Below are 25,086 nucleotides of genomic sequence, written 5' to 3'. Positions count from 1 at the left end.
AGCATTCAAGAGGGATTGTTACATATTTTTGAAAATAGTATGCATCAAACGCTTCTTATCATTAATACTTTCCTCTAATGAGATCATTGTTTCTGTTCTGTAAACACCATCGATGTCATCAATCATGAAAATAACTTCTTTTGCGTGTTTAGTATCTTTCGCTCTGATTTTACAAAAGATATTGAATTTTCCTGTAGTTACAGACGCAACTGTAACGAAAGGAATTTGATTGATACGCTCTAATACAAATTTAGTCTGAGATGTATTATTAAGAAATACCCCAACATAAGCAATAAATGAATAACCTAATTTATCGTAATCCAAGGCTAATGAAGATCCCATTATTATACCGGCATCCTCCATCTTTTTTACTCTAACGTGTACTGTACCAGCAGAAATCAATAGTTTTTTAGCAATGTCAGTAAACGGAACTCTCGTATTGTCTATTAACATATCTAAAATTTGGTGATCTACTTCATCTAAACGAAATTTACTCATAATTCTTTAATTAATATTACTAATTGCTATTACAAAGTATAAAAATATATATAAAAAACAACAAATTCACATAAAAATTAACTTTTTACTAAGCCGTTAACAAATTTAGTATTTTTATTTAAATAAAAATCTGCTTTTTGACCCGTTTTCGGAATATTAGAATAATCATCAGAATATACAGCTTCTTGTCCGTCATACTCATAATGACCAAAATAATTTTCCAATTCTCCTGCTTCAACTATGTAAGCATTAAAATGAATCTTATTTTCAATCAATTCTTCTTTGTATTGAGCGACAAAATTCGTAATAATTTCGATACCATCATAATTTATTTTGATATTTTTATACATAAAATCATAAAAAACCACTTTATTTTGTGAAATATTCAAATAATCAGAATTTCTATTGACAACTAAATCGTTTTCGCTTATCAGCTTAAAGCTCGAAATAAGTGAGAAAAATATGTATTTTCTGGTAATTTCCCTGTTGTAATCGCCTTGAAAATGCCCTGCTTCAAATAATATCGTCGGAACACCCAAGAACTGAAAAGTATCACCTATACAATTTATATTAAATGAATCATCAAACCTTCCCACCTGTCCCGGGATATATTTTTGGAGCTCATCGTTGATTCCGGCAATAACATTAATAGCTTTTTGACGATTCTCGTTGATTTCTCTTTCTTCATTATAAGAAGGCGCTAAAAAAGATACTGTTGCCGGTTTTCCGGTATCTCCTGCACCAAAAATAGTACGCTGATCATGCAGGTTAAAACAGAAATCAGGCTTAAAAGCTTCAAAAACGTCTCTCAAAACATTACTTTCCGGCTGCGTCAGGTTCTGAGAATCACGGTTTAAGTCTATCTTATTGGCATTTTCTCTGGTGTAAAGCCTTGCACCATCCGGATTAAGTATAGGAATACTGTAAAAAGTAAAGGTTTCAAGCATTTTTGCAGCAAAATCAGATCCATTATTAAGGACATTAATAAAATCGAAAAGAGCTTTTGTAGTAGTGCTTTCATTTCCGTGCATCTGAGACCATAAATAAATTCGGATCTTTCCTGTGCCAATCTGGTAACTATATATAGGTTCGCCTAGAACAGATTTACCAATAACGGCAACCTGATTGTTTGTATTTAATTTATCTAATAATGGCTGAATGTGATCTAAAGTCAGGTAGCGGCCAGAAATCGACTGCTCTTTGTTTTGGTTAAATAAGTCTTCTAAATTCATTGTGTTTTGATTAGTTTACAAAAGTAAACATCTTTATTTTTACAATTGTAAACAATGAAAATTAACTAGAATTTATAATTGTAAACAGGATTTTTATCAGATTTTAATTGGAAATGTAAATCTCGGTTAACAATTGTTATTACTTTAAGTAAAATTTACTTATTCATTATTTATCAAGTAGTTAAAGCAAACCACCTAAAGTAAAAAATAGGTGTTTTAAGCATCGAGTATTATTAAAATATGTATATAATTGGATGATTGAAACTTTTTAATTACATTTGTAAACAGTTTTAATTTAAACCATAATTTACAATGGTAAACATCGATGATTTTGTAAAACGCCTTGAAATAATACTCGATTATTACAGTTTAAATGCCTCTTCATTTGCAGACAAAATTGGAGTACAGCGATCAAGTATGTCTCACCTTCTGTCAGGAAGAAACAAGCCCAGCTTAGATTTTGTAATGAAAATTATGGATGTTTTTCCAGAAGTAGATTTATACTGGATCTTAAACGGAAAAGGAAGTTTTCCTAAAACAGATGAAGATCTGGAAATTCAAAATAAGCCGGCCCCTTCTCTCTCTAATGAAATTTTCGAAGGAGCCGATTTATTCTCTCAATTACAATATGAAGAAGAGGAAAAACCGGCAGTCAAAAAAACAGAGCCAATTAAAAATCCTGTTTATAGTTTTGAAGAGCCCGAAATTGAGAAAATTGTTATTTTTTATAAAAACGGAACTTTTAAGGCCTATGTACCCTAGATTGAAAATTTTAGCGTATTTGAAAAATTTTAAAAATATTTTTCATTTAAGCGATTCTCACGCATTTGAAAAAATGATGAAAATTTAGATCTCTATTCCATTTTCGGGAATTTTGCCTTTCGCCCCTCTATAATATTCTTTAAGGATTTTCCAATCGGCTTCATAATTACCAGTCGGGAAAAATGGCTTTTCAAATCGCACCTCTTTTTTACCCCAGTCAAAAACAACCGGAACGATTGGTACATTTGCTTTAAGTGCGATATAGTAAAATCCGGTTTTAATTTCCTTTACTCCTTTTCGTGTTCCTTCGGGAGCAACAGCCAGACGGAAAACTTCTTTACGGTCAAAAATAGCCGCAATAGATTCAACTTTATTTAGTCGTCCTGAACGGTCAATAGGTTCACCGCCTACGTTTTTAAAATAATAACCAAAAGGAAACCTGAATAATTCCTTTTTTCCAACCCAGTTCATCTGCAGCCCCGAAATACCGCGTGTTAAGAGTCCGATATAAAAATCGTGATTACTCGTATGTGGCAGCACCATTAAAATACATTTTTTCACTTCGGCATTCTCTAATCCTGTTATTTTCCAGCCCATTAGCCTAAAAAAGATGAATTTGTACAGTTGTTTCTTCATTAAAATTTAAGATTTGATGCAAAATAAACCATTTAAAATGGTATTTTTGAGTAAAAGCATTACAAAAATGATTCAGAAACTACTCAGTTATCTTATTCCAGTAAAAATATTTAAAAAGAAATCAGCCAGAAGTAAAGTGTTTGAGGTAACATTAGTAAATGGAGAATTAGTTTTAGATACAGAAAATACAAATTATTCATACGGAAGTCTGCAGCGTATATTACGATACGGTCTTCGAAATATAGGATATGATAAAATCCTCAGGATGGATCATATTCTCCTGCTTGGCGTTGCGGGTGGCAGCGTGGTTAAAACCCTTGTTGATGAAATTCAATATAAAGGCAAAATTACAGGAGTCGAAATTGATCCGGATATCATCAAAATTGCAAATCAATATTTTGAACTGGATAAAATTGAACAACTTGAAATTGTAATTGATGATGCCTTTGAATTTGTTTTGAAAACGAAAGAAAAATACAATCTGATTATAATTGATATTTTTGAAGATATCAACATGCCGAATTTTTTGTTTGAAAGCTTTTTCAGCGAACGAGTGTGTCATCACTTAAAAGATCACGGTTTTATTCTGTTTAATACCATGATCCTGGACGAAGCGCATAATGTTCGAAACAGAAAATACATATCAGAAATAAATCCGGATTTATTTACTTCAAAAATGCTGCCCCGCATTGAAGTTCACAACGAATTAATAATTATTGAAAAAGTTGAATAAACACTATTTTATGAAATCCCTTGTCTCTATATTAAACACCTTACCTGCCTCGAGAATTCTTGATGCTTCGATTGATATTTCGAAATATATCCTTTTAGATTTATCCAGCACCAATACTGAACTTGTAGCAAGCCAGCCGGAAACTTCGGATGATTTTGAGGATTTTATCTTCAATTATATAAAAAACAACAATGCAGAAGTTGCGTACGGAGGATATATAGAAGGACGTAACTTATATAAAAGGAGTACGATTTTTAAAAACGATTCAGTACCCGAACGAAACATTCATATAGGCCTTGATTTATGGGCAAAAGCGGGAACTCCGGTTTTGGCCGCACTTGACGGAAAAGTGCATAGTTTTAAAAACAATGAAGGTTTTGGTGATTACGGTCCCACCATAATTTTGGAACATGAAATTGAAAATGAAATATTTTATACTTTATACGGACATTTATCGTTAGAAAGTATAGAAAACCTTACCGTTGGGACAATTTTTAAAAAAGGCAGCCAGGTTGGAACCTTAGGCAATTCGGCTGTAAACGGTGATTACGCACCACACGTCCATTTTCAAATCATAAAAAACCTGCAGGATAAATGGGGCGATTACCCCGGAGTCTGCAATACAAATGATTTGAATTTTTATATTGAAAATTGTCCCGACCCTAACTTATTATTAAAAATAACTTAAATGATTATGAAGAAAGCCGGATTGATTATATGTTTGCTATTATTAATTGGATGTAAATCGAAAAACATCAGCAGGGATACAGAAGATTTAAAAATTAAAAAAGTTTCAAGCGCTGAGATTAGCTCTGAACAACAGCGAAAAGCTTACGAATTGGGAAAAAGAGTTCTTGAAACCTGCAATACATCAAAATTTAAACCTTTTAATGAAACCGAAGTAACTCAGTCTGTGAGAGAAAACACAACCGAGGAACGATTGACAAAAACCTGTACCCGATTCAGACAATATTACGGAAGTTTTATAGATTTAAAGTTAGATGGTGTTTACAAAACCAAAAATGAAGTAATCTATCGTTATCACGCCTTGTACACAAAAAAGGTTGCCAATAAAGAACTTCGTGTTTTTGTAAATGAAGACAATCTAGTATCTGCTATTAAATCAATGGATTGGGACGAAAAATTCGATGCAAAAATAACCGAACAATAAAATATACCTATGATTTTAAAAATGCCTCTTTTAGTATTACTGTTTATTTCTACAATTGTAAGTGCTCAGGAAAAAATGAGTATTAAAGGTGCTCAGCCTATTCCGGCAACTCAAAGTTATACTTTCGTATGCGAAAAATATGCTTTTACGGGAGAAATCGAAATTCAGATTGCGAAAACAGACAAAGGAGGCATTTTAAAAATTACAGCAGCTACAGCAAATGACGATGTACGAATTGCTGGCGGACTTTATGTAGATCTGGCAAATGCAGATGTAATTGCCTGTGTAGATAAAAATGTAAAAGAAACTGCTGATGGTAAAACATCATCGTACTATTATTTTACTCCTGCCGAATTTATCAAACTGAAAAAAACCGACATTTATGCTGTTCGTTTTATCTTAAAAGGAGGCTCAAATACTTTTGGAAACCAAACAGGTTATTTTACCGCTTACAACAAAAAGAATTATTTTTCAACAGCTTACGATAATTCTAAAAAAAGTTATGATACTGCAAAAGAAATTAGTGTTTTGTAAGAGAGACTTTTTATAAAATAAAACCTATATTTATGGTCTAATTTCAAATTTATGACTCCTAACGAAGCTTTAATTGTAAAGTTCTATACTGCCTTTGCAAATTCAGATGCTAAAACAATGGCATCATGTTACCACCCGAAAATACACTTTATCGATCCGGCATTTGGTCTATTAAAAGAAGAACAGGCCGCGCAAATGTGGGAAATGCTTCTGTCAAAAAGTAAAGGAAACATAAAAATCGAATTTTCTGACGTAACCGCAGATGAAGTTTCAGGTTCTGCAAAATGGACAGCCACTTATAATTTCAGTAAAACCAATCGTAAAGTTACTAATAAAGTTACAGCCCAATTTTTATTTCAGGATGGCTTAATCATCAGACACACTGATCATTTTGATGTTTGGAAATGGTCAAAACAAGCTTTTGGCCCAATGGGATATTTACTGGGCTGGACAGGTTTTTTCCACAAAAAAATCCAGGAACAGGCTTTACTGTCTCTTAAGAAATTTCAGGAATCAAAATAATTTTGTAACTTCAATAAGACCGCATTAACTAAAAGTATCTTTTAGTTTTATCAATAATAACTGCCTTTTAAGGATTGCTAATACTTGCTGCTGAGTTAATCGTGTTATAATTAGGTACTAAACATGAAAGAAATAATACACAAAAAGTTAAATCAATTACAGGCAACAGCAATCTGCGGAAATGATATTAGCTCCTCCTGCTTGTATGTTTCAGCATTAACCATTTTATATGCAGGACAATATGCCTGGATTTCTCTTTTAATTGTTGGAGTTGTTTTATTTTTATTCAGGAAAATTTATGGTGAAGTTGTTGGTGCAATTCCTTTAAATGGAGGTGCTTATAATGTTCTCCTTAATACATCGACCAAACGGCTTGCTTCTCTGGCAGCTACTCTCACGGTTTTATCATACATGGCAACTGCTGTAATATCAGCTTCAGAAGGGATGCATTACCTGCACGGAATTTTTGAAGGATTAAATGTTACGATTGCCACCGTTATTGTTTTAATTCTCTTTACTTTTCTGGCTATCCTCGGAATCGGCGAATCGGCATTTGTGGCTGTTATTATATTCATCACGCACATCGCAACACTCAGTCTGCTGGTTTTGGCATCACTCTGGTTTGTCTTAAACAACGGATTGGAAACATTTCACATCAATTGGGAAACACCCATCGCATTTGGAAATATTAAAACCGCACTTTTTTTGGGATTTTCAGCCGCCATGCTCGGAATTTCTGGTTTTGAAAGTTCAGCCAACTTCGTAGAAGAACAGCAGACAGGCGTTTTTCCAAAAACACTTCGTAATATGTGGGCGCTGGTTAGTTTTTTTAATCCCGTAATTGCTATTTTACTAATTAGTATAATTCCGCTTGCACAAGTTGGCGAAAACAAAGAATCACTTTTGGCACATTTAGGCGAAACCACCGGAGGATCATGGCTTGCATGGCTTATTTCTATCGATGCCGTTTTAGTTCTTTGCGGTGCTGTATTAACATCATTTGTAGGTGTTTCGGGATTATTAAATCGTATGACTTTAGACCGTATCCTGCCTAATTTTTTCCTGAAAGCAAACAGCCGAGGCTCGCATTACAGAATCGTAATCAGTTTTTTAATACTTTGTATTTCAGTTCTTTTTGCTACAAACGGTCATCTTGAATCTCTTGCCGGAGTGTACACTTTTTCATTTCTTGCCGTAATGGCATTATTTGGGATTGGTAATCTATTACTAAAATTCAAACGAAAAAAACTGCCAAGACCTGAACGTGCGCACGGATTTGCTGTTTTTATTGCTGTTTCTTTCATCGTTGCGGCTTTCATCGGAAACATGAATTTAAATATCGCCGCTTTTTATACATTTCTGCAATACATGCTCCCTGCCCTTATTTTCATAGGGATAATGTTAAATCGTGTGATATTGATAAAAGTACTAATCGAAGTTTTAGAATATTTCTATCAGCCGCTTCGAAAAATGGTGATTCTCAGCAACCGTTACCTTCAAAAATTAAGTACTGAAATTAATTCACAAGAATTTGTCTTTTTCACCAAAGGCGATAATATCGCTATTTTAAACAAAGTCCTGCAATACGTTGAAGGAAATGAAACCACCAAAAAACTAAAAATTGTCTACGTTAAAAACGACGGACAAAACAACGAAGCGTTAATTAAAGATCTGGAAGTTCTGGATCGCGCTTACGATAACATCGATATTGAATACCTTGAAATCCAGGGCGTTTTTGGTCCTGAAATTATCGATAAATTATCCCAGGAATGGAAAATCCCTAAAAACTTTATGTTCATCGGTTCACCCGGAAATAAATTTTCATACCGTGTATCAGACCTTGGCGGTGTCCGTTTGATTATGTAACATTTTATTTTAGAAGCAGAAAAAATCCGTTTTTTAAGACCAGCAGTCCCGCTATCCACTATATCTTTTATGTCCCGCTTATCAGCGGGACATAAAAGGATGCCGTTTCTATCGGGGCTAAACAAGAACCAGTTGTTTTTAAATACGTAAAAATCCTGACAAACTAATCCCGTCAGGCTTACTACATAAAGTTTTCGTTTATCATATCCTGACAGGTTTTTAAAACCTGTCAGGTATTCTTCATAACCATTATAACACAAAACCCGACAAATATCAAAACTTGTGGGGTTTACTATTTATTCAAAATAACTTTTTCAAACTTTAAAAAAGTTTCTAAATTAAATCTTAAGACTTAAACCAGCTTTCTACCAACTCATCTTCAAAAGCAGTCGCATCTTTATGAATAAATTCGTTGGTATCTTTGTTATAAGAATAGTCTAAAGCCCAGGTTTCATGATTTTTAGCCAGTTCTTTAATACTTTCGCAGACATAAGCAATTTCTTCATCTGTCGTTGTTGGGTGAATTGACATTCTGATCCATCCCGGTTTTTTGATTAAATCACCAATCGTAATTTCATTCACCAGTTTGTTAGAAGTTTCCTGATCAACATGCAGCAGATAATGACCATATGTTCCCGCACAGCTGCATCCGCCGCGTGTCTGAATTCCAAAACGGTCATTTAAGATTTTTACACCAAGATTAAAATGAAGGTCATCTATAAAAAACGAAACAACCCCTAAACGGTCTTTATGCTGTCCGGCTAAAATCTTAATATTTTCAACAGGCTCTAATTGGCCAAAAACATAATCAACAATTTCATGTTCGCGCTGTAAAATGTTTTCAACCCCCATTTCCTCTTTCAGCTCAATTGCCAAAGCAGTTCTAATAACCTGCAGGAATCCGGGAGTACCGCCATCTTCACGATCCTCGATATTATCGATATATTTATGTTCGCCCCACGGATTCGTCCAACTTACCGTTCCGCCTCCCGGACAATCCGGAATCATATTATTGTAAAGTTTTTTATTAAAAATTAAAACTCCAGAAGTTCCGGGACCTCCAAGGAATTTATGCGGCGAAAAGAAAATAGCATCCAGAGAAGCTTCCGGATCAGCAGGATGCATGTCAATCTGTACATAAGGTCCTGAACAGGCAAAATCTACAAAACAAACACCATTGTACTGATGCATCAATTTCGCTGCATCATGAAACGGAGTTTTTAAACCCGTAACATTTGAGCAGGAAGTAATCGAAGCGATCTTTATAGTTCTGTCGCTGTATTTTTCTAATAATTCTTTTAGGTTATCTAAAGAAAAAAGTCCTTTTTCGCAAGACGGAATAATTTCAACATCGGCAATTGTTTCCAACCATGAAGTCTGATTAGAATGATGTTCCATGTGCGAAATAAAAACAATTGGTTTCTTTTCGGCAGGAACCGTTGTGAAGTTTTTCAGATTTTCTGGGATTTTAAGCCCTAGAATACGCTGAAATTTATTGATCACGCCAGTCATTCCTGTTCCATCTGTAATTAGAACATCGTCATCATTTGCATTAGTATGACGTTTGATAATATGTCTGGCATGATGATACGCTTTTGTCATGGCAGTACCTGACACCGTAGTTTCGGTATGCGTATTGGCAACAAAAGGTCCAAACTGATTCAGAAGTTTTTCTTCTATAGGTCTGTACAGCCTTCCGCTGGCAGTCCAGTCAGTATATACAATGTTCTTTTTACCAAACGGAGAGGTAAAATCCTGATTTATGCCAACGATATTTTTTCTAAAATCCTGAAAATAAGTTTCAAGACTGATGGTATTATTTTTGCTATCCATTAGTGTGCCTGTGTTTGACTGCAAATATATTGCTTTTTTACAATATTGAGAATTTATCAATAATAAACTTCAAACATTGAATTAACTTTTGGTATCTTTAGTAAAAAGATCGTTTTTTGAATAAATTATCACAATATTCTATCGGATTAATAGGCTTAAAAATTAAACAATACTTTTATATGGAAAATTTATCAGTTGCCACCTTTGGTGGTGGATGTTTTTGGTGTATTGAAGCTGTAATTCAGCGCTTAAACGGAATTAAATCATTAAAATCTGGTTATTCAGATGGTTTTATAAAAAATCCTGCGTACCGCGAAGTCTGCACCGGGCGCACAGGTCATGCAGAAGTGATTCAGGTAACATTTGATCCTGACATTATTTCATATCATGATTTGATTTTTATATTCATGACAAGTCATGATCCAACAACTTTAAACCGTCAGGGCGGAGACAGCGGTACACAATATCGTTCAATTATATTGTACCATGACGAAAATCAAAAAGAAATTGCAGAAAAAGTTTTTGAAGAAGTACAACCTGCTTATGCAGATCCAATCGTGACGCAGTTAAAACCTTTTGAAGTTTTTTACGAAGCAGAAGATTATCATCAGGATTATTACAACAACAATCAGGAAGCCGGATATTGTCAGGTAGTAATTGACCCTAAAATCCAGAAACTAAAAAAAATGTACGCTGACAGACTGGTTGGCTGATTTTAAGTTTTACCTGAGATTACACAGATTTAAAGGATTTTTTAGTTCCGGGAGAATCAAATTAATCTCTAATCTGTGGGAAAAATAAACAGAAAGAAAACAAAATGAAAAATTTAAGAATAAATAATCGATTTACAGCTGAACTGCCCGCAGATCCTGAAATGACAAATGAAATTCGTCAGGTAAAAAACACGCTCTTTTCGTATGTAAATCCAACAAAGCCTTCAAATCCAAAATTAATTCACGCATCAGAAGATGTGGCTGGAATGGTTGGAATTTCTAAAGAAGAAATTCAGTCAGAAGACTTTCTAAATGTTTTTTCAGGAAAAGAAGTGCTGCCAGACACACAGCCTTACGCCATGTGTTACGCCGGACATCAGTTTGGCAATTGGGCCGGACAATTGGGAGACGGACGCGCAATCAATTTAACCGAAGTTGAAAACAAAAATCAGTTTTATACACTTCAGCTGAAAGGCGCTGGTAAAACGCCGTACTCCAGAACCGCTGACGGTTTGGCTGTTTTACGCTCTTCAATCCGTGAATATTTATGTGCCGAAGCCATGTACCATCTTGGTGTTCCCACTACCCGATCACTTTCTCTGATTCTTTCAGGTGATCAGGTTTTAAGAGATATTTTATATAACGGAAATCCGGCATATGAAAAAGGCGCTGTTGTTTGTCGTGTTGCTCCTTCATTTATTCGCTTTGGAAGTTTTGAAATGCTGACAGCCAGAAATGAACTCAGAAATTTAAAACAGTTTGTAGAATATACTATCAAACATTATTTTCCTGAAATACAAGGAGAACCAAAAGAACAATATTTACAATTCTTTCAAAAAGTAGCAGATGCAACCCGTAAAATGATTGTAGACTGGCAGCGAGTTGGTTTTGTTCACGGTGTAATGAATACCGATAATATGTCGGTTCACGGAATCACAATTGATTACGGACCTTACGGATGGCTTGAAGATTATGATCCAAACTGGACACCCAATACAACCGACAGCCAAAACAGAAGATATCAATTTGGAAATCAGCCTCAGGTTGCGCAATGGAATTTGTATCAGTTAGCCAATGCATTATATCCTCTCCTAAATGAAGCTGAACCACTGGAAAAGATCTTAGAAGCTTTTATGAATGATTTTAAATCTGATTATAAAAACATGTTTTTAAGCAAATTAGGTTTGTTTACTTCAACTGAAACTGACGATCAGTTAATCGAAGATTTAGAAACTACATTACAGCTTACAGAAACAGATATGACAATCTTTTTTAGAAATTTAAGCTTAATTGAAAAGTCTGACTTTGCTCCCGAAGCTATTGAAAAAATCAAACATGCTTTTTATAAAAATGAAGAAGTCAACGGCGAAATCCTGGAGAGCTGGACTAAATGGTTTTCTGATTATCTTGAAAGACTAAAAGCAAAAACATTATCAGATGAAGAGCGCTCTGTAAAAATGAATTTAGTAAATCCTAAATATGTGCTTCGAAATTATATGGCACAATTAGCCATCGATGCAGCGGATAAAGAGGATTATTCTTTGATAGATGAACTTTATACGGTGCTGCAAAAGCCATACGACGATCAGCCGGAATATGAAAAATGGTTTGCCAAAAGACCGGATTGGGCCAGAACAAAAGTAGGCTGCTCTATGCTTTCCTGCAGCTCTTAATTTAATTTTTAGCTGCGAATTCACGAATAATTTTTCTTATGCAGAATAAATCAAATCATGAATTCGCAGCAATTTTTATTTTGAAGTGATGTAATCCATAATTAAACTGGCGTGGATTCTTGAGTTTTCGATAAACCACTTATGTGTCTGCATACCACCGCAAACTACACCTGCCAGAAACAATCCTTTTACATTTGTTTCCATAGTTTCAGGATTGTATGACGGAATTTTTAATTCGTCATCTGAAAGCTGAATTCCAACTTTTTCAAGAAAATTTAAATCCGGTTTGTAACCTGTTAAGGCCAGAACAAAATCATTTTCAATCGCAACTTTTCCATCCGGAGTTTCAATTTCGACTTCAGTATCCCGAATTTCTGTAATGTTCGATTCAAAATACGCTTTAATACTTCCTTCCTCTATTCGATTTTCAATATCCGGCTTCACCCAATATTTTACTCTGCTGTTTATTTCATTTTTACGGATAACCATAGTCACATCGGCACCTTTTCGCCAGCATTCCAGAGCAGCGTCAACAGAAGAATTGTTGGCGCCCACAACCAATACTTTTCGAAATGCGTATTCGTGAGCTTCTTTATAATAGTGACGAACTTTTGGCATTTCTTCGCCTTTTACATTCATCGTAATTGGAATGTCGTAAAAACCGGTTGCGATTATAATATTTTTTGCTTTATAAAATTTCTTATCTGTTGTTACTTCAAAAACTGAATCGCTCGTTTTTTTAATTTCATTAACCTTTTCGAATAAACGAATATTGAAATTAAAATAGCGGTGAATATTTCGATAGTATTCTAAAGCTTCCTGTCTTCCTGGTTTTGGAGCGAGACAATTAAACGGAATATTGCCAATTTCAAGTCTTTCGGCTGTTGAGAAAAAAGTCATATACAGCGGATAATTAAATATGCTGTTGACTATGGCACCTTTTTCTATAATTAAATAATGTAAATTTTTCTTTTGGGCCTCAATTGCGCAGGCTAATCCAATTGGTCCGCCTCCTACAATTATTAAATCAAATTGTTCTGTCATAATTATTCTGCTGCCCAGTTTTTAAAAGGATTTTTACTCAAATAAGCGTTGTAATAACGTTCATCATTTGTAACTTCTTCTCCTAACCAGTCTGGTTTTTCAAAGCTTTCTGTTTCAGACTGCAATTCAACTTCTGCCATAATCAAACCTTCGTTTTCACCGTAAAATTCATCAACTTCAAAAATATGATCTCCAAATTTTATTTCGTAACGCGTTTTTTCAATTTTACCTTTCTCACATAATTTAAGCAGTTCCGCTGCTTCATCTGTCGGGATTTGATTTTCCCATTCAAAACGGGACATACCGCCCTGCTGTCCAATACCTTTTATGGTTAGAAACGCTTTTTCTCCTTTTATTCTAACACGAACTGTTCTTTCCGGAGCTGAGCTTAAGTAACCTTGTGCAATTTTATTTTTTGCAAATGCCTGTTCTTTAAAATCATCAGATTTTACAAGAAACTTTCTTTCTATTTCGAGCATTTTAAGTCTAAATTTATTTTACTGCAAGTTACTCAATTTATCCCTATAGTAAACAGTACAGCAGTAAGTTCTGAGATTATTAAGCTTCAAAATTAATAACTGCTTTAGATGAATACAGTATTTTGAAACAAAAATAACTCACTGATTAACAGGTTGATATTTTGTAACATAATAATTTTGAAGTAACTTTAAACTAATTTTTTTTGACAAAAAACACTTTTTTATACAAGTCTATATACTTGCAATTGTTTTGGATATCCTGTTTATTCGGGATTTTACCACAGTTAACTCATACAAAAAAAATAGTATCGAATCTTCACGAACTGACGCAGCATCAAAAGAACCTGATGATCCAATTGGTGATAACGCAGCCTGCTGACAAAAAAAGCAGAAGAATTACAATTAAATAATTAAAATATGTTATTATGAATTTACCATTTATCTTTATATCAATAGTAACAGGTTTAATCTGTGCCATTCTTGGCTACTTATTTGGAAAACTGAATTCAAAAAATAATGATTCACTCGTTACATCTTTACAGGATGACCTTGATGCCTGTAATACACTTACAAAAAGCCTGCATACTAAAATCGCTTCTTTAGAAACTGATTTAAAAAAGGAGCATAAAAAAATTTCGTCCCGATCTTTTGCAGAAGTTCCGTTAGTTCTGTTTGATGAAACCGCTGCCACAGCTGTATTAGGAAAAAAGATTAAGGAAAATGATTTAAAAGTAGTTGAAGGCATTGGTCCAAAAATAGAATTTTTATTTAATGAAGCCGGCATTACAACCTGGTATGCTCTTTCTCAAGCTTCTACAGAAAAGCTGCAGTCAATTCTTGATACAGGAGGCGAAAATTATGCTATTCATAATCCAAGCACCTGGGCACGACAAGCCTTATTAGCTTACGAAGGCAAATGGACAGATTTAAAAGACTGGCAGGACAATCTGATAAGCGGGAAAGAATAATTTTATTTAACTAATCAAAACTGATTTTTAAACCATTTTTATATTTTATCCAGAAAAGAAGAATCCCATTTTTCTGAAGTTTCGTACCATAGCTGCCCATTTAATACTTTTAGAGGACAATCAAAATTATTGGTGTAAAGTGCTCCGGTGCCAAGTCCTTGCGGCATTTTTGAATTTAGTAGAAATGTCCATTGTGCAATAGCATTAAGTCCAATATTACTTTCAAGTGCAGAAGTAATCCACCAGCCAATCTTATATTTTTCAGCTAATAAAATCCATTCCTTAGTTCCTCTGTAACCACCAACAAAACTTGGCTTTAGAATTATATATTGTGGTTTTATTTTTTGAAGCAATTCTTCCTTTTCTTCGAATGAAAATATTCCTATCAATTCTTCATCCAAAGCAATAGGGAAAGGCGTTTCTTTACATAAATCTGCCATTGCCTGAATATTACCTTTTCTTACAGGCTGTTCAATACTATGTAATTCAAATTTATTTAGTTGGTTCAGTTTATTTAAAGCTTCACTTAAATCAAATGCACCATTTGCATCTACCCTTATTTCTATCTGATCTGATGTAAAATGAGAACGAATAAATTGCAATAATTCCAATTCTTTATCAAAGTCAATGGCTCCAATTTTGAGTTTTATGCATTTGAATCCCTGCGCTAATTTGTCTTCAATCTGCTGTTTCATAAAAGCGGGTTCGCCCATCCAGACCAATCCGTTTATGTCAATAGATTTTGAAGTATTTGTAAATTCTGAAGGAAATAATAAATAAGGCGTTTCACTATTTAAAGACAAAAAAGCCATTTCGACACCAAACTGAATGGAAGGAAATTCCAGTAAAGATTCCCAAAGGGCTGTTTCTCCTAAATGAATGTTTTCGCAGGTCCATTTTAGTTTTTCTTCATAATCATCACGGTCATCAGCACTTAGTCCTCTAAGAATTCCGCACTCTCCTATTCCTTTTTTTCCTTTTTTTTCAAGAACAATAAACCATGTTTCTTTTTCGGTCATTATGCCGCGAGAAGTGCCGGAAGGAACTTTAAATTCGAGCATGTATTTATGATAGGAAGCTTTCAATGTATAAAGTTTTAAACTATATAAGTCATATATGTTATTTTAAATTTCACTTTCAGAAATTTTCATATATCCTTAAATATCAGTTATGGTGAAATTATCAATTATATAATTTTAAGATTTTTTCGAAATCCTTTGAAGGTAAACCTGCTTTTTCAAAAAGGATAAAATCTTGTTTTGTTTTTTCTTTCCAGCTCAGGTTATCCGTAACATTTTGATCCTGATATTTTTTGTAAATGGCCTTTGCGTCGCTGTAATTGTTATCAATTAAATAAACGTGAGCAAGATTTAATTTTATCAGTAATTCTGTTTCGTCCAGTTTTTCACCTTCCAGCAGAAATTTTAATGCTTTTGCGTATTGTTTGGTTAAAATATAGGCATAACCAATTGAACTGTAATCTACAGCTGCAGCTTTTCCGTCGCTGATTATTGTATTTAATTTTGGAATTGCTTCGTTGTATTTTTGCTGTTTTATTAACGCTGCGGCCTGATTTCTTAGATCGTTATAGATGTTTTTAGAAATATCGGCATCATTATAACAGACACTTCCAAAGTCTTTGTACACTTTTGTTTTTTCTACAGCCAGTAATTTCTGAAATTCGTCATAACGATACTGCTTCATTATTTTATTAAGAATACAAACGCAGAAATCATCAGAGTTGGCCATTTTTTGTGCCATTGTAGAAGTTTTACACAAACTGATAATTTCGTTTTTGTTGTCCTGATTCCACCCGCGGTTCAATTTTGTGTCTACCCACGGCACTACTTCCAGTACTATCTTTTGAGTCAAAAACCAGTTTTTGCTTTCAAAACCAAACCAAAGCGACGTTGTATTTTGTTTTAAACAGGAATTTTTATCAAGCGAAATTCGTTTAGCATCTTTGCTTACAGGTTCTGACTGCGTAAAACAGGCATTATCAACTTTACCTTCTGCTTTGTATTTTTTTGCATTTTCATTTGTGGTAAACAGCGAATACGTACACTGATCATCGCCTGAGATTTTAGACATTAAAAAAACAGCTCCGGCAGATCCCTGACCAATTCCGTACGGATCCGGAATTGCTTTTAATAACGAAACCAGGCTGTTTGCCATTTGCTGATTTTTATCTAAAAGTGTGATTCTGTATACAATTTCAGTTGTACCAACAGGCAAATCCTCAGTTTTTATAATAGAACGATCACCGGCAGAAACCAGTATTTCTTTTGTAGTAGCTCGTTCTTTGTCCCAATAACCCTCCTTTTGTGCAAAAGTAAAGTACGTTGAAGTAAGTAAAAGGATCGAGAATAATCTTTTGAAGTTCATATTCGAATAGTCTTTTGACGAGATCTTTTCTAAAAATTATGCCAAAATAAAGAGTGCTTAAATAATCAGGTGTTTAGCCCTGATAGAAGCGACATCCTTTTTTGGTTCCAATAGTTATCGGAACCAAAAAAGATACAGCGGATAGCAGGTTCATGCTCCTGACTATATTTCGATTGATTCTCCTATTGACAGAAGCATCAAGTCTTTTCCTTTATCAAAAAACTGGCGAATTGATTCTTCATGGTTAATTTCGATATAACCAAAAGTATCAAAGTGATACCCCAGAATTTTATCGCATTCAACAAAATCTGAAGCAATTATGGCATCTTCAATATCCATTGTAAAGTTGTTTCCTACCGGAAGAATTGCAAGATCCAGCTTAGTTCGTAACGGAATCAGTTTCATATCCATTGTAAGTGCAGTATCTCCGGCAATATAAATGTTTTTATGTTCACCTTCGATTACGAAACCGCCGGGATTACCGCCGTAAGTTCCATCAGGGAAAGAGCTTGAATGAATGGCGTTTACATAACGCACTTTTCCAAAGTCGAATTTCCAGCTTCCTCCGTGGTTCATAGGATGCGAGTTGAATCCTAATTTTGCATAGTAACCTGCGATTTCAGCATTAGAAACAATAACCGCATTGGTTTCTTTTGCAATAGCTTCAACGTCTAAAACGTGATCACCATGTGCGTGAGTCAGTAAAATATAATCTGCTTTTAAAGATTTTATGTCGATAGCCGCTGCTGCCGGATTTCCTGTAATAAACGGGTCAACAATAATGTGTTTTCCTCCTACTTCAATCCCTAAAGCCGCGTGTCCGTAATAGGTTATTTTCATTTTCGTAAATTTTTAAAGTTGAACTTGAGTCTATCTACCTCCAAGGAAGAGATTAACAAAGATGTCTGCTATTAATGAAATCATACAGACAGTTAATAATATTGAAAGTAAAAACGTGCTTAATGCCAGTTTTTTCAATTCAGGATCTAACAACTTAGGGTTTTGATTTTTATAAACCGTAATTAAATGTTTAGTTAAAGGAATGAATGCCAGTAAAAACAAATACTGATCGAAACGGTAATCGCTTAAAATTGCAAAAGCCAATACCAAAACCATAGCGGTAACAATTAGGAAATAGTGGTAGTTTTTGGCTTTTTTACCTCCCATTTGCACCACAATAGTGTTTTTGCCTGATTTTCGGTCTGATTCTTCATCGCGCATATTGTTCAGGTTTAAAACCCCGACACTTAATAATCCGATCGAAACTGCCGGAAGAATTAACAATGGATCTACCTCTTTTGAGTATAAAAAGTTAACACCAAGGGTACTTACCAATCCGAAGAAAATGAAAACAAATACGTCGCCAAACCCTCTGTAACCGTAAGCAGAATTTCCTACTGTATAACGAATTGCAGAAGCAATAGCAGCGATTCCAAGCAATAAGAAAAAAATAGAATATCCAAAATTATCTTTCCCAAATGCGAAGTAAATCAATATTACGGCAGACAATAATGTTAATAATGATGTAATAATGATGGCCTTTTTCATGGCTTGCGGCGTAATAATACCACTTTGAATGGCTCGCTGCGGACCAACACGGTCTGCGTTGTCTGTTCCTTTTACACCATCGCCGTAATCATTGGCAAAATTGGATAAAACCTGTAAGCCGAGTGTAGTTAAAATGGCGAAACCAAAAATCTTCCAGCTGAATACTTCGGTTGGTGTGTTGATGGTTTCTGTTGGATTTGAAAGCGCATAAATACTTCCAACTATAATTCCGGAAACTGATAAAGGTAATGTGCGCAGTCTTGCGGCTTCAATCCAATGTTTCATTATTTTAAATTTAGTTTTTTATAGTTTCAGGTTTCAAGTTCCGGGTTCTCAACCTGAAACTTGAAACTTCATCACTTTTTAAGGGATCCACTTATTTTCACCAAAGTTTGGTTTTCTTTTTTCCAAAAAGGCATTTCTTCCTTCTTTTGCTTCTTCGGTCATATAAGCTAAACGGGTTGCTTCTCCGGCAAAAACCTGCTGTCCTACCATTCCGTCATCTGTTAAATTCATAGCAAATTTCAGCATTTTAATAGAAGTTGGTGATTTTTGAAGGATTTCCTGAGCCCATTCGTATGCTGTAGCTTCGAGTTCGTCATGCGGAATTACAGCATTTACCATTCCCATTTCGTAAGCTTCCTGAGCAGAATAGTTTCTTCCTAAAAAGAAAATTTCACGAGCTTTTTTCTGTCCAACCATTTTAGCAAGGTAAGCAGATCCGTAACCTCCGTCGAAACTGGTAACATCAGCATCTGTCTGCTTAAAAATAGCATGTTCCTTACTGGCTAAAGTCATATCGCATACTACATGAAGACTATGTCCGCCTCCAACAGCCCATCCCGGAACCACCGCAATCACCACTTTTGGCATAAACCGGATTAATCGCTGTACTTCAAGAATATTTAAACGGTGCTGACCATCTTCACCCACATATCCCTGATGTCCGCGCGCGTTCTGATCGCCTCCGGAACAAAAAGAATAAACACCGTCTTTTGTTGAAGGGCCTTCTGCAGAAAGCAAAACTACTCCAATCGACGTATCTTCCTGAGCATCATAAAAAGCCTGGTATAATTCTGAAGTTGTTTTAGGTCTGAATGCGTTTCTAACATTTGGTCTATTAAAAGCAATTCTGGCAACTCCGTTACATTTTTTATAGGTTATATCTTCAAATTCTCTGGCAGTAATCCAATCCATTTCTGTTTGTTTTATTAAAAAAATTATAGTGTAAAAATAACGCATTTTTTACATTTTAAACTAATGATTTTGTTTTAAGTCTGTGCTAATCTTTCATTCAATGTTAACAATTGGCACCATCCCTCAAAAAATAACACTTTTTAACATTAGTTTTAAAAAATAATGAGTAATTTTACACCCTAGAAATCAATGAGATACAAAGTATTTTATTGATATAAGATTGATTTTCTTTCACTGATTTATTAACCTAAAAAATGATTTTTTTGAGAAAACTTAAAAAACTTGTCGCTCATTTTTTGATGGTTTTTAATACTAAACCTTCTAATGAGCAAATGATTTATTTGTTTGTTGAAACTACAAAGAGGAGATAGTAACACCGATGGTTAAAGGTTAGAATCGTATATTTGATTAGTATAAAATTTGAAATACGAAAAAGAGAAATACTAATTCACACTTTTCTAAAAGTTATTCTATAAAACCAATGGATCTGCCGTGAAATTGATTTTTTGCAATTTAAGATAAACATATAATGTCATTTAAAAGACATACAGAGTCGAGAGAGTAATTTCTAAAATTTGTAAAGCTATTATTTTCAAGACGAAATTAGAATTATTTTATTTCTGTTTTTTTTTAATTACAATTTTTTTTAAAACTAGAATAAAAAGGAAAAGGCTGCTTGTAATGAGCAGCCTTTTCTGTTAATTTCAAATACTGAAATTCAAAAACGTCAAAATTTCAACTAAAAATTTCAACTTCATGCAATACGAAATTGGAATTTGTAATCTTTGTATTGGAATTTAACCTACAAGATAAATTCCATCTTCCTTGATTTCAATAAGTTTCTCTTTATACAAAGCGCCTATTGCTTTTTTGAAAGTCTTTTTACTCATTTTCAACACCGTTTTAATATCTTCAGGATGTGAGTTGTCATTTAAACGAAGAAACCCTCTGTTGGCTCTTAACTCGCCCAGAATTTTTTCTGCATTGGGTTCAATACTTTCATAACCCTGAATTTGCAGTGCTACATCTATTTTATTATCAGGACGGATGTTTTTAATGTAACCTCGCATTCTGTCGCCTGTTCTTATCGAATCGTCATACACTTCATCTTTATACAAAAGACCTTTGTGCTTTTCATTGATGATTACATTTATCCCCAGTTCCGTAATATGCGAAACGATCAAGTCTACTTCTTCACCTTTTTCTACAGTGAGCTGATCGTTGTTTAAAAACTGATTGGTTTTACTTGACGCGACCAGACGATTTGTTCTGCTATCCAGATATAAGTAAACCAAATAACGTTTTCCTTTTTCCATTGGCCTTGCCTGTTCTTTAAACGGAACCAGAATGTCTTTTTCCATTCCCCAGTCCATAAAAGCACCAATATTATTAATGTAATTTACTCTAAGCAGTGCAAATTCATTAAGAAAAATATAAGGTTCAAGTGTGGTGGCAACCGGACGCTGCTCATGATCCAGATAAACGAAAACAACAAGTTCTTCGCCTATTTCAAATTCTTTTGGAACGTATTTATTTGGTAATAAAACATCGTGAACTCCCTCGGGATCAATTTCAGGATTTCCTAAAAAGAGTCCCACCTTGGTGTCACGTAATATAGTAAGTGTATTGTATTTTCCTATTTCAAGCATTTTCATTATAGTTCTAAGCCGATGAACAGCTAAGTTTAAAGATGCAAAGGTACGAAGTTTGAAATGGTAATTCGAAAAATATTTAGAGGATGGTTTTATGATAAAGTAAAAAGCGCCAAATTTATGGCGCCTTTTGTTCTTTGGTTTCGAATTTATTTGTAAATACTTTCTTTTTTAAAGTGAACTGTTAAAAGATAATATACAACTGCTCTGTATTTGTGCTTGTTAGATTTACCATATTTTTCTAATACTGCATCCAGGGCTTTATCTAACTCAGGCCCATTGGCCAGTCCTAATTTTTTAATCAAAAAGTTATTTTTAACTGTATCTAATTCAGACTGCTGTGTTGATGCTACAGTCGATGCATCACTGTTGTAAATTGCAGGTCCGCAGCCTATGGTAACTTTTGTAAGCAAATCCATGTCCGGTGTTACACCACATTTATCTTTCAAATCAGCGGCATACTTTTCGATAAGTTCTTCTCTCTTGTTCATAATGATATTAAATATTGGTTATTATTGAATACCAAATCTAAAAATTATTCCAAAAGAATTTAAAATTTTAACAAGATAAAACCTATTTTTTATTTAGATTAATTCTTTAAAATATTGTTTTAAGATAACATCATTTTCTTTTGCAGGCGTAAAGATTTCTAAAATTGAAGGCTTGTCGTCTGATTTATAAAATGCTTCCATGTTATCATCTAAAGACTGTAAATCGTTGGCTTTGTAATAATTACACTGATACATTTTTGCAAGATGCTCTGCTGTCAATTGATGTGAAGTTTCAAAATAGGTATTAAAGACAGGTTTTTCTTCATGCCCCGGAAGAATTCGAAAGATTCCTCCTCCTCCATTATTAATTAAAATAATTTTGAAGTTTTTTGGAATATAAGAATTCCATAAAGCATTGCTGTCATATAAAAAACTTATGTCTCCGCTAATAAAAACAGTTTGTTTAGGGCTTCCAACCGCTGCGCCAACTGCTGTTGAAGTGCTTCCGTCAATGCCGCTTGTTCCCCTGTTACAGAAAACTTCTATCGAAGGATGTGTCTCAATTAATTGTGCATATCGAATAGCCGAACTATTACTGATTTGCAACTGACTGTTTTCAGGAAGTGACCCGATTACTTTTTCAAAAACTTTAAAATCTGAAAAAGGAATTTTTCTTAAATATTCTTCTTTTCTAATTTTTCTTAAGTCGTAAATCGCATCAATTTCAGCAAAGTAGCTGCTTTCTGCAAATGCTGTTTTTGGAAGTAACTGGGCAAAAAAATCATTTGGCTGCATTACAAAATGCTTACTTAAAGCATTAAATGTATCATAAGCACGTAATGTATCTATATGCCAGTGATTTGCAGGTTTATATTTTCGTAAAAAAGCTTTAATACGCTTTGAAACAATCATCCCTCCAAAAGTCACCAAAATATCCGGCTGAAATTCTTTGAAATCAGTATCGCCAAATGGAGTAATTAAAGTATCGATGCTGTTTATAAAACTTGGATGATGCAAATTAGAAGTTGTTTCTGTAAGCACTACAATTGAAGGATCTTTTGCAAAATTTTCCAGAACTTCTTCATTTATAGCAGCCGCTTCATTTACTCCGACTAAAATCAGCTTTCTTTTAGCCGAATTCCATTCTGCTATAACTTCTGATTCATTTTCAATGATTTTTGTGCCGAGAATCTCTTCAGAATATGTGATTCGGGGTTCAACAGAAACTTCTTCGACTGTCTCATACAAAGGTTCTTCGAAAGGCGCATTGATATGCACAGGACCTTTTTGAAGAATAGAAGTTTCAATAGCTTTACTGATTTTCAGGTCATTTTCGATCGAAGCTTCTTCGGTTAAGTTGGCATTAAAAACAGAATGATTCAGATATACATTTTCCTGACGAATGGTCTGTCCGTCGCCTATATCAATTTTACTCTGTGGGCGGTCTGCAGAAATGACAATTAACGGAATCTGGCTGTAAAATGCTTCTGCAAATGCCGGATAATAATTTAAAAGTGCTGATCCTGATGTACATACAACCGCAGCAGGCTTTTTGGTTTGTTGTGCAATTCCTAATGCAAAAAATGCAGCGCAGCGTTCATCGGCAATACTGTAACAGGTAAAAGTGGGATTTTGAGCGAAACCAATTGTCAAAGGTGCGTTTCGCGAACCCGGAGAAATTATAATATTATGAATTCCTTTTGCTGCACAAATTTCAATAATACTTTGTGCAAGGGGTATTTTGGGGTAAATCATTCTAAAACGGTGTATAATTTAATAAGAAAATTTAATGCTGAAAATTTCCCTTTTCGAACACAAAGTTACAAACTTCGCGCCTCATTTAACTTATATATTAGGAAGATATTAAGACTGTTTTTAGAAAAAGGGAATATATTTGTAAATCATAATTTTCTTTATAAAAATAAACACTTTATGCATTTCTTAAATTTACTCGTTCTCTTTGTTACAATCAATACTTTACATTCTCAAAATCAGTTTACTGAAGCCGGAATAACTTATAAAATGGCTTTAGAAAATGCCAAAACACAAAACAAACCGGTTTTCATAATGTTGTATGCTGACTGGTGTCCGCATTGCAATCAAATGAAAAAAGAGGTTTTTAACGATGCTGCTGTAATGGATTTTTTAAATAAGAATTATATCTGTATCTGGAAAAATGTTGAAAAAGAAGAAGGTATTGAGCTTAAAAATAAATTTAAGACTAAATCACTGCCGTCATTTTTGTTTGTGGATGCAAATGAAACACTTTTATACGCTTTAAAAGGTGAAATAAAGAAAAATGAGTTTGTTTATGAGGCCAATAATGCCTTGAATCCAAAATTACAGCTTCCGTATTTAGAGAAAGAATTTCTGGCCGATAAATCAAATTCAGATAAATATTTTACTTATCTCAATACATTAAAAAAAGGAATGGACAGAACTGAGTTGTCTATTCCGACTCATATTTATTTAAATACACAATCTGACAGTCAGTTAATAAGCGAAACGAATTGGCGTGCGATTGCAAATGGCGTAACGGATATTAATTCGCGTGAATTTCAGTTTGTTTTAAAGCATCAAAAAGAATTTGCGGCTGTGGCTTCTCAAAACCGAATCGACCGAAAAATTGAAAATATTGTAAATGAACTTCTTCGTCCGTTAGTTGATAATTTAGACACTATAAATTATTACAAACAAAGAGAAACTGCAAAATCTATTAGACTGCAGAAAACAGATTCACTTGTTTTCAAATTTGACCTAACATTTGCCGAACGTACTGAAAAATGGGATTTTTACAAAAAAGTGACATTTGAAGACACAGAAAGACTGGCCTGGAAAGACGCCAGTTTTCTAAAAGAAATTGGTCAGACGTATTTAAAACACATTAGCAATCCGGATGATCTTAAAAAATCGATTTACTGGGTGAAGCATTCTCTGGAATTAAACGATTCTTTTGACGGAAATTTGCTTGCTGCACGACTTTACAATAAAATTAAAGACAAAAAATCGGCTTTAAAATATGCCAAAGATGCCAAAGCAATTGGTAAGGAAATGGGATGGAATACAAAAGATGTCGATACTCTACTGGCAGAACTGAATTCGAAATAATTATTAATTTAGCCGTAAATTCGCAGATTAGAATTTTACAA

General features: G+C 34.1%; 25 protein-coding genes. 11 read left to right on the top strand and 14 right to left on the bottom strand.

The genetic code is table 11. The features are described from left to right. Window positions 1–18: 18 nt before the first annotated feature. Entirely contained in the window at window positions 19–498 is a 480-nt protein-coding gene (locus OZP11_RS01315; protein WP_008468989.1) for an Lrp/AsnC family transcriptional regulator, read from the bottom strand. 77 nt (window positions 499–575) lie between these two features. Further along, window positions 576–1,730, bottom strand: a complete 1,155-nt coding sequence (locus tag OZP11_RS01310) for a M14 family metallopeptidase (protein WP_281233437.1) — start codon at window positions 1,728–1,730, stop codon at window positions 576–578. 312 nt (window positions 1,731–2,042) lie between these two features. Here OZP11_RS01310 and OZP11_RS01305 point away from each other — a divergent pair, with 312 nt between their 5' ends. Beyond that, the gene (locus OZP11_RS01305; protein ID WP_281233436.1) at window positions 2,043–2,492 is read left to right on the top strand and encodes a helix-turn-helix transcriptional regulator; all 450 of its coding nucleotides are present in this window, start codon (window positions 2,043–2,045) and stop codon (window positions 2,490–2,492) included. A gap of 84 nt (window positions 2,493–2,576) precedes the next feature. Here OZP11_RS01305 and OZP11_RS01300 read toward each other — a convergent pair whose 3' ends face one another. Continuing rightward, window positions 2,577–3,128, bottom strand: a complete 552-nt coding sequence (locus OZP11_RS01300) for a 1-acyl-sn-glycerol-3-phosphate acyltransferase (RefSeq protein ID WP_281233435.1) — start codon at window positions 3,126–3,128, stop codon at window positions 2,577–2,579. Between the two features lie 67 nt (window positions 3,129–3,195). Here OZP11_RS01300 and OZP11_RS01295 point away from each other — a divergent pair, with 67 nt between their 5' ends. The 6 genes from OZP11_RS01295 to OZP11_RS01270 all read left to right on the top strand — a co-directional run bounded on the left by OZP11_RS01295 (window position 3,196) and on the right by OZP11_RS01270 (window position 7,954). Continuing rightward, entirely contained in the window at window positions 3,196–3,861 is a 666-nt protein-coding gene (locus OZP11_RS01295) for a spermidine synthase (protein ID WP_281235495.1), read from the top strand. Window positions 3,862–3,871: 10 nt separating this feature from the next. Next, window positions 3,872–4,549, top strand: coding sequence for a peptidoglycan DD-metalloendopeptidase family protein (locus OZP11_RS01290; RefSeq protein ID WP_281233434.1), 678 nt, complete (start codon window positions 3,872–3,874; stop codon window positions 4,547–4,549). Between the two features lie 6 nt (window positions 4,550–4,555). After that, window positions 4,556–5,032, top strand: a complete 477-nt coding sequence (locus OZP11_RS01285) for a hypothetical protein (protein ID WP_281235494.1) — start codon at window positions 4,556–4,558, stop codon at window positions 5,030–5,032. 9 nt (window positions 5,033–5,041) lie between these two features. Beyond that, entirely contained in the window at window positions 5,042–5,566 is a 525-nt protein-coding gene (locus OZP11_RS01280) for a hypothetical protein (RefSeq protein WP_281233433.1), read from the top strand. Window positions 5,567–5,617: 51 nt separating this feature from the next. Further along, window positions 5,618–6,088 (top strand): nuclear transport factor 2 family protein, encoded by a 471-nt coding sequence (locus OZP11_RS01275; RefSeq protein ID WP_281233432.1) that lies wholly within the window; start codon window positions 5,618–5,620, stop codon window positions 6,086–6,088. A gap of 123 nt (window positions 6,089–6,211) precedes the next feature. After that, the gene (locus OZP11_RS01270) at window positions 6,212–7,954 is read left to right on the top strand and encodes an APC family permease (RefSeq protein ID WP_281233431.1); all 1,743 of its coding nucleotides are present in this window, start codon (window positions 6,212–6,214) and stop codon (window positions 7,952–7,954) included. 345 nt (window positions 7,955–8,299) lie between these two features. Here the strand turns inward: OZP11_RS01270 and OZP11_RS01265 are convergent, their stop codons facing one another. Then, window positions 8,300–9,787 (bottom strand): aminotransferase class V-fold PLP-dependent enzyme, encoded by a 1,488-nt coding sequence (locus OZP11_RS01265; protein ID WP_281233430.1) that lies wholly within the window; start codon window positions 9,785–9,787, stop codon window positions 8,300–8,302. Window positions 9,788–9,966: 179 nt separating this feature from the next. On the opposite strand from OZP11_RS01265, the gene msrA reads away from it, so the two are divergent. Continuing rightward, the gene (gene msrA / locus OZP11_RS01260) at window positions 9,967–10,500 is read left to right on the top strand and encodes a peptide-methionine (S)-S-oxide reductase MsrA (RefSeq protein WP_281233429.1); all 534 of its coding nucleotides are present in this window, start codon (window positions 9,967–9,969) and stop codon (window positions 10,498–10,500) included. Window positions 10,501–10,604: 104 nt separating this feature from the next. After that, window positions 10,605–12,173: a protein adenylyltransferase SelO gene (locus OZP11_RS01255; RefSeq protein ID WP_281233428.1), complete on the top strand. Its 1,569-nt coding sequence runs from the start codon at window positions 10,605–10,607 to the stop codon at window positions 12,171–12,173. Between the two features lie 75 nt (window positions 12,174–12,248). Here OZP11_RS01255 and OZP11_RS01250 read toward each other — a convergent pair whose 3' ends face one another. Beyond that, entirely contained in the window at window positions 12,249–13,217 is a 969-nt protein-coding gene (locus OZP11_RS01250; RefSeq protein ID WP_281233427.1) for a YpdA family putative bacillithiol disulfide reductase, read from the bottom strand. Between the two features lie 2 nt (window positions 13,218–13,219). Beyond that, window positions 13,220–13,696, bottom strand: coding sequence for a CYTH domain-containing protein (locus tag OZP11_RS01245; protein WP_281233426.1), 477 nt, complete (start codon window positions 13,694–13,696; stop codon window positions 13,220–13,222). A 425-nt stretch (window positions 13,697–14,121) separates the two neighbouring features. On the opposite strand from OZP11_RS01245, the gene OZP11_RS01240 reads away from it, so the two are divergent. Next, window positions 14,122–14,664, top strand: coding sequence for a hypothetical protein (locus OZP11_RS01240; RefSeq protein ID WP_281233425.1), 543 nt, complete (start codon window positions 14,122–14,124; stop codon window positions 14,662–14,664). Window positions 14,665–14,702: 38 nt separating this feature from the next. On the opposite strand, the gene OZP11_RS01235 is transcribed toward OZP11_RS01240, so the two are convergent. The 8 genes from OZP11_RS01235 to menD form a co-directional block, all read right to left on the bottom strand. After that, on the bottom strand, window positions 14,703–15,749 hold the full coding sequence (locus tag OZP11_RS01235; RefSeq protein ID WP_281233424.1) for an o-succinylbenzoate synthase: 1,047 nt from the start codon (window positions 15,747–15,749) through the stop codon (window positions 14,703–14,705). Window positions 15,750–15,846: 97 nt separating this feature from the next. Further along, a complete protein-coding gene (locus tag OZP11_RS01230; RefSeq protein WP_281233423.1) occupies window positions 15,847–17,049 on the bottom strand; it encodes a tetratricopeptide repeat protein in 1,203 nt (400 codons plus the stop codon). Between the two features lie 162 nt (window positions 17,050–17,211). Then, complete coding sequence (locus OZP11_RS01225) at window positions 17,212–17,889, bottom strand: metal-dependent hydrolase (protein WP_281233422.1); 678 nt, start codon at window positions 17,887–17,889, stop codon at window positions 17,212–17,214. A 30-nt stretch (window positions 17,890–17,919) separates the two neighbouring features. Next, window positions 17,920–18,882 (bottom strand): 1,4-dihydroxy-2-naphthoate octaprenyltransferase, encoded by a 963-nt coding sequence (gene menA / locus OZP11_RS01220; protein ID WP_281233421.1) that lies wholly within the window; start codon window positions 18,880–18,882, stop codon window positions 17,920–17,922. A 78-nt stretch (window positions 18,883–18,960) separates the two neighbouring features. Continuing rightward, window positions 18,961–19,794 carry a 1,4-dihydroxy-2-naphthoyl-CoA synthase gene (locus tag OZP11_RS01215; protein WP_281233420.1) on the bottom strand — a complete coding sequence of 278 codons (834 nt, stop codon included), beginning with the start codon at window positions 19,792–19,794 and terminating at the stop codon, window positions 18,961–18,963. Between the two features lie 797 nt (window positions 19,795–20,591). Beyond that, window positions 20,592–21,443 carry a CvfB family protein gene (locus tag OZP11_RS01210; RefSeq protein ID WP_281233419.1) on the bottom strand — a complete coding sequence of 284 codons (852 nt, stop codon included), beginning with the start codon at window positions 21,441–21,443 and terminating at the stop codon, window positions 20,592–20,594. A gap of 152 nt (window positions 21,444–21,595) precedes the next feature. Continuing rightward, entirely contained in the window at window positions 21,596–21,937 is a 342-nt protein-coding gene (locus OZP11_RS01205) for a DUF2853 family protein (RefSeq protein ID WP_281233418.1), read from the bottom strand. Window positions 21,938–22,030: 93 nt separating this feature from the next. Continuing rightward, window positions 22,031–23,692, bottom strand: coding sequence for a 2-succinyl-5-enolpyruvyl-6-hydroxy-3-cyclohexene-1-carboxylic-acid synthase (gene menD / locus OZP11_RS01200; protein ID WP_281233417.1), 1,662 nt, complete (start codon window positions 23,690–23,692; stop codon window positions 22,031–22,033). A gap of 177 nt (window positions 23,693–23,869) precedes the next feature. Here menD and OZP11_RS01195 point away from each other — a divergent pair, with 177 nt between their 5' ends. Further along, a complete protein-coding gene (locus tag OZP11_RS01195) occupies window positions 23,870–25,045 on the top strand; it encodes a thioredoxin family protein (protein ID WP_281233416.1) in 1,176 nt (391 codons plus the stop codon). Window positions 25,046–25,086 lie beyond the last annotated feature (41 nt).

Origin of the sequence: Flavobacterium gelatinilyticum, assembly GCF_027111295.1 — a bacterium.
GTDB lineage: Bacteria > Bacteroidota > Bacteroidia > Flavobacteriales > Flavobacteriaceae > Flavobacterium > Flavobacterium gelatinilyticum.
Note: the sequence above shows the minus strand (reverse complement) of the source record. Positions and strands in the feature narration are given on the sequence as shown.

Excerpts from the sequence above, each read along its gene's own strand:
- OZP11_RS01240 (WP_281233425.1), top strand. The coding sequence starts at position 14,122 with ATGAATTTACCATTTATCTTTATATCAATAGTAACAGGTTTAATCTGT.
- OZP11_RS01195 (WP_281233416.1), top strand. The coding sequence starts at position 23,870 with ATGCATTTCTTAAATTTACTCGTTCTCTTTGTTACAATCAATACTTTA.
- msrA (WP_281233429.1), top strand. The coding sequence starts at position 9,967 with ATGGAAAATTTATCAGTTGCCACCTTTGGTGGTGGATGTTTTTGGTGT.
- OZP11_RS01215 (WP_281233420.1), bottom strand. The coding sequence starts at position 19,794 with ATGGATTGGATTACTGCCAGAGAATTTGAAGATATAACCTATAAAAAA.
- menA (WP_281233421.1), bottom strand. The coding sequence starts at position 18,882 with ATGAAACATTGGATTGAAGCCGCAAGACTGCGCACATTACCTTTATCA.
- OZP11_RS01280 (WP_281233433.1), top strand. The coding sequence starts at position 5,042 with ATGATTTTAAAAATGCCTCTTTTAGTATTACTGTTTATTTCTACAATT.
- OZP11_RS01265 (WP_281233430.1), bottom strand. The coding sequence starts at position 9,787 with ATGGATAGCAAAAATAATACCATCAGTCTTGAAACTTATTTTCAGGAT.
- OZP11_RS01300 (WP_281233435.1), bottom strand. The coding sequence starts at position 3,128 with ATGAAGAAACAACTGTACAAATTCATCTTTTTTAGGCTAATGGGCTGG.
- OZP11_RS01275 (WP_281233432.1), top strand. The coding sequence starts at position 5,618 with ATGACTCCTAACGAAGCTTTAATTGTAAAGTTCTATACTGCCTTTGCA.
- OZP11_RS01315 (WP_008468989.1), bottom strand. The coding sequence starts at position 498 with ATGAGTAAATTTCGTTTAGATGAAGTAGATCACCAAATTTTAGATATG.
- OZP11_RS01205 (WP_281233418.1), bottom strand. The coding sequence starts at position 21,937 with ATGAACAAGAGAGAAGAACTTATCGAAAAGTATGCCGCTGATTTGAAA.
- OZP11_RS01225 (WP_281233422.1), bottom strand. The coding sequence starts at position 17,889 with ATGAAAATAACCTATTACGGACACGCGGCTTTAGGGATTGAAGTAGGA.
- OZP11_RS01285 (WP_281235494.1), top strand. The coding sequence starts at position 4,556 with ATGAAGAAAGCCGGATTGATTATATGTTTGCTATTATTAATTGGATGT.
- OZP11_RS01250 (WP_281233427.1), bottom strand. The coding sequence starts at position 13,217 with ATGACAGAACAATTTGATTTAATAATTGTAGGAGGCGGACCAATTGGA.
- OZP11_RS01295 (WP_281235495.1), top strand. The coding sequence starts at position 3,196 with ATGATTCAGAAACTACTCAGTTATCTTATTCCAGTAAAAATATTTAAA.
- menD (WP_281233417.1), bottom strand. The coding sequence starts at position 23,692 with ATGATTTACCCCAAAATACCCCTTGCACAAAGTATTATTGAAATTTGT.
- OZP11_RS01255 (WP_281233428.1), top strand. The coding sequence starts at position 10,605 with ATGAAAAATTTAAGAATAAATAATCGATTTACAGCTGAACTGCCCGCA.
- OZP11_RS01245 (WP_281233426.1), bottom strand. The coding sequence starts at position 13,696 with ATGCTCGAAATAGAAAGAAAGTTTCTTGTAAAATCTGATGATTTTAAA.
- OZP11_RS01310 (WP_281233437.1), bottom strand. The coding sequence starts at position 1,730 with ATGAATTTAGAAGACTTATTTAACCAAAACAAAGAGCAGTCGATTTCT.
- OZP11_RS01305 (WP_281233436.1), top strand. The coding sequence starts at position 2,043 with ATGGTAAACATCGATGATTTTGTAAAACGCCTTGAAATAATACTCGAT.
- OZP11_RS01210 (WP_281233419.1), bottom strand. The coding sequence starts at position 21,443 with ATGCTTGAAATAGGAAAATACAATACACTTACTATATTACGTGACACC.
- OZP11_RS01270 (WP_281233431.1), top strand. The coding sequence starts at position 6,212 with ATGAAAGAAATAATACACAAAAAGTTAAATCAATTACAGGCAACAGCA.
- OZP11_RS01230 (WP_281233423.1), bottom strand. The coding sequence starts at position 17,049 with ATGAACTTCAAAAGATTATTCTCGATCCTTTTACTTACTTCAACGTAC.
- OZP11_RS01290 (WP_281233434.1), top strand. The coding sequence starts at position 3,872 with ATGAAATCCCTTGTCTCTATATTAAACACCTTACCTGCCTCGAGAATT.